Annotated in this window: 2 rRNA genes; both read right to left on the bottom strand. The window is 49.4% G+C overall.

Annotated elements, in window-relative coordinates:
* Positions 1 to 7: 7 nt before the first annotated feature.
* A 5S ribosomal RNA gene (gene rrf / locus NG55_RS20350) occupies positions 8 to 122 on the bottom strand.
* Between the two features lie 163 nt (positions 123 to 285).
* Positions 286 to 3178: ribosomal RNA gene (locus NG55_RS20345) — 23S ribosomal RNA — on the bottom strand.
* Positions 3179 to 3332: the final 154 nt, after the last annotated feature.

Here is a 3332-nt window from a genome sequence, read left to right as displayed (position 1 = left end):
ATTTAAAAGCTGGCGATGACTTACTCTCACATGGCAAGTGCCACACTACCATCAGCGCTAAGAGGTTTCACTTCTGAGTTCGGGAAGGGATCAGGTGGTTCACTCTTGCTATTGTCGCCAGCAAACTGTTTATGGATACTTGCTTTGGTCTTATTGATTGCCAAGGCTTTTTCCAAATGAGTGATTAACGGATTAGTTAATTGAGTCGGTATTGTAACTAGATTTCACACTAAATCAAGTTATGTATTGAATTTATCTTGAATACAACAACTGTTTGGGTGTTGTATAGTCAAGCCTCACGAGCAATTAGTATTGGTCAGCTTCACACGTCACCGTGCTTCCACACCCAACCTATCAACGTCCTAGTCTCGAACGGCTCTTTAGAGGAATAAATTCCTAGGGAAATCTTATCTTGAGGTAGGCTTCCCGCTTAGATGCTTTCAGCGGTTATCCCTTCCGAACATAGCTACCCGGCGATGCGACTGGCGTCACAACCGGTACACCAGAGGTTCGTCCACTCTGGTCCTCTCGTACTAGGAGCAGATCCTCTCAAATTTCCAGCGCCCACGGTAGATAGGGACCGAACTGTCTCACGACGTTCTAAACCCAGCTCGCGTACCTCTTTAAATGGCGAACAGCCATACCCTTGGGACCTGCTTCAGCCCCAGGATGAGATGAGCCGACATCGAGGTGCCAAACACCGCCGTCGATATGAACTCTTGGGCGGTATCAGCCTGTTATCCCCAGAGTACCTTTTATCCGTTGAGCGATGGCCCTTCCATACAGAACCACCGGATCACTAAGACCTACTTTCGTACCTGCTCGACTTGTGGGTCTCGCAGTTAAGCGCGCTTTTGCCTTTATACTCTACGCGTGATTTCCGACCACGCTGAGCGCACCTTCGTACTCCTCCGTTACTCTTTAGGAGGAGACCGCCCCAGTCAAACTACCCACCAGACATGGTCCTCGCCCCGGATTACGGGGCAGAGTTAGAACCTCAACATTACCAGGGTGGTATTTCAAGGACGGCTCCATACAAACTAGCGTTCGTACTTCAAAGCCTCCCACCTATCCTACACAAGTAAGGTCAAAGTTCAATGTCAAGCTGCAGTAAAGGTTCACGGGGTCTTTCCGTCTAGCCGCGGGTACACTGCATCTTCACAGCGATTTCGATTTCACTGAGCCTCTGCTGGAGACAGCGCCGCCATCATTATGCCATTCGTGCAGGTCGGAACTTACCCGACAAGGAATTTCGCTACCTTAGGACCGTTATAGTTACGGCCGCCGTTTACTGGGGCTTCGATCAAGAGCTTCGCTTACGCTAACCCCATCAATTAACCTTCCAGCACCGGGCAGGCATCACACCCTATACGTCCACTTTCGTGTTTGCAGAGTGCTATGTTTTTAATAAACAGTTGCAGCGGCCTGGTTTCTGTGGCTGCCAATAGCTCAGGGAGCAAGTCCCATCACCGTCAGCAGCGTACCTTCTCCCGAAGTTACGGTACCATTTTGCCTAGTTCCTTCAGCAGAGTTCTCTCAAGCGCTTTGGTCTACTCGACCTGACCACCTGTGTCGGTTTCGGGTACGATTCCTGTGTAACTGAAGCTTAGAGACTTTTCCTGGAAGCATGGTATCAGCCACTTCACTGTACAAGTACAGCTTGCTATCAGCTCTCAGCATAGAGCACCCCGGATTTGCCTAAGATGCATGCCTACAGCCTTCCACCTGGACAACCAACGCCAGGCTGACTTAACCTTCTCCGTCCTCTCATCGCATTACACAGAAGTATTGGAATATTAACCAATTTCCCATCGACTACGCCTCTCGGCCTCGCCTTAGGGGTCGACTCACCCAGCCCCGATTAACGTTGGACTGGAACCCTTGGTCTTTCAGCGAACGGGTTTTTCACCCGTTTTGTCGTTACTCACGTCAGCATTCGCACTTCTGATACCTCCAGCATACTTCTCAATACACCTTCATCGGCTTACAGAACGCTCCCCTACCACTTACGCTAATGCGTAAATCCGCAGCTTCGGCACATAGTTTTAGCCCCGTTACATCTTCCGCGCAGGCCGACTCGACTAGTGAGCTATTACGCTTTCTTTAAAGGGTGGCTGCTTCTAAGCCAACCTCCTAGCTGTCTATGCCTTCCCACATCGTTTCCCACTTAACTATGATTTTGGGGCCTTAGCTGGCGGTCTGGATTGTTTTCCTCTTGACTACGGACGTTAGCACCCGCAGTCTGTCTCCCGGATAGTACTCATTGGTATTCGGAGTTTGCATCGGTTTGGTAAGTCGGGATGACCCCCTAGCCGAAACAGTGCTCTACCCCCAATGGTATTCGTCCGAGGCGCTACCTAAATAGCTTTCGGGGAGAACCAGCTATCACCAGGCTTGATTAGCCTTTCACCCCTATCCACAAGTCATCCCCTGGCTTTTCAACGACAGTGGGTTCGGTCCTCCAGTTAGTGTTACCCAACCTTCAACCTGCTCATGGATAGATCGCCTGGTTTCGGGTCTATACCCAGCAACTAAACGCCCTATTAAGACTCGATTTCTCTACGGCTCCCCTATGCGGTTAACCTTGCTACTGAATATAAGTCGCTGACCCATTATACAAAAGGTACGCAGTCACCGAACTAGTCGGCTCCCACTGCTTGTATGCATGCGGTTTCAGGATCTATTTCACTCCCCTCACAGGGGTTCTTTTCGCCTTTCCCTCACGGTACTGGTTCACTATCGGTCAGTCAGGAGTATTTAGCCTTGGAGGATGGTCCCCCCATATTCAGACAAGGTTTCACGTGCCTCGCCCTACTCGTCATCATTATGTGTGCCCTTTCGTGTACGGGAATATCACCCTCTACGTTCGCACTTCCCAGAGCGTTCCACTAGAACACACATAACTTAATGGGCTGCTCCCCGTTCGCTCGCCGCTACTAAGGGAATCTCAATTGATTTCTTTTCCTAAGGGTACTGAGATGTTTCACTTCCCCTCGTTCGCTTCATAAGCCTATGTATTCAGCTTATGATACCCGCCTTATAGCGGGTGGGTTCCCCCATTCAGAAATCTCCGGATCAAAGGATATTTGCCGCCTCCCCGGAGCTTTTCGCAGGCTATCACGTCTTTCATCGCCTCTGACTGCCAAGGCATCCACCACATGCACTTAATTACTTGACTATACAACCCCAAACAGTCGTTAACACATACAAGTCAGTGTTATCGTTGCAAACTTAATTGCTACTGGTTTGTTGTCTGTGAACTTAATCACCATACAGCTTCAATCTAAATTCATATACCAAAACGCTTGATTCAGTGTTTTTGCTAGTTCTCA

This window comes from Acinetobacter gyllenbergii (genome assembly GCF_001682515.1).
Classification (GTDB): Bacteria; Pseudomonadota; Gammaproteobacteria; order Pseudomonadales; family Moraxellaceae; genus Acinetobacter; species Acinetobacter gyllenbergii.
The sequence above is the reverse complement of the archived record's forward strand: the minus strand, read 5'-3'. Positions and strand labels throughout refer to the sequence as shown.